The organism is Haloferax sp. Atlit-4N (assembly GCF_003383025.1).
Lineage (GTDB): Archaea > Halobacteriota > Halobacteria > Halobacteriales > Haloferacaceae > Haloferax > Haloferax gibbonsii.
In genome coordinates this window covers 1-429 of sequence record NZ_PSYY01000140.1, presented here as the reverse complement: position 1 = coordinate 429, position 429 = coordinate 1, and the positions used below count along the sequence as shown (strand labels likewise).

Annotated in this window: 1 protein-coding gene; it reads right to left on the bottom strand. The window is 65.0% G+C overall.

Annotated features, from left to right (window positions below; genetic code table 11):
• Window positions 1-429: DUF3376 domain-containing protein (locus tag C5C07_RS20955; RefSeq protein WP_115806071.1), on the bottom strand; the 429-nt coding region annotated here is incomplete at both ends.

The window sequence follows — 429 nt, the reverse complement described above, 5'->3', positions numbered from 1 at the left end:
GCTTCTCTGGTGTGGTGGTGTCGTGCAGCAACATGCCGATGTGTGACGCCGCGTGCAGGCGACCCATGAGCCAGTCCCAGCGTCGCCACTCATCGGCTCCGAAGGCTCCGAAGTGACCGACCTGCGTCCCGTACAGGATGCGGTTCCCAAGCGTCTTGGCGATTTCTTGCCCTTCCGGTCCCGCCACAGGGAGGTCGACGTCGGTGCCGAGCCGCACGAACGAGAACGGGACGCTTCGCTGGTCAGGCATCCTTGAGGCGGTGCATCGAGAAACGACCTCGACCGCCAGCGCCATCTGGAGCCGGTTTGGTCCGTCAGGGAGCTCACGCTCAAGGGCTGCGATTTCCTGCCCGAGTGCCTCTGGGACACGCAAGTCGGCGAAGATCTGCCTGACGAGGGTGGCAACCTCGTCGACGCTCGGCCGCTTGC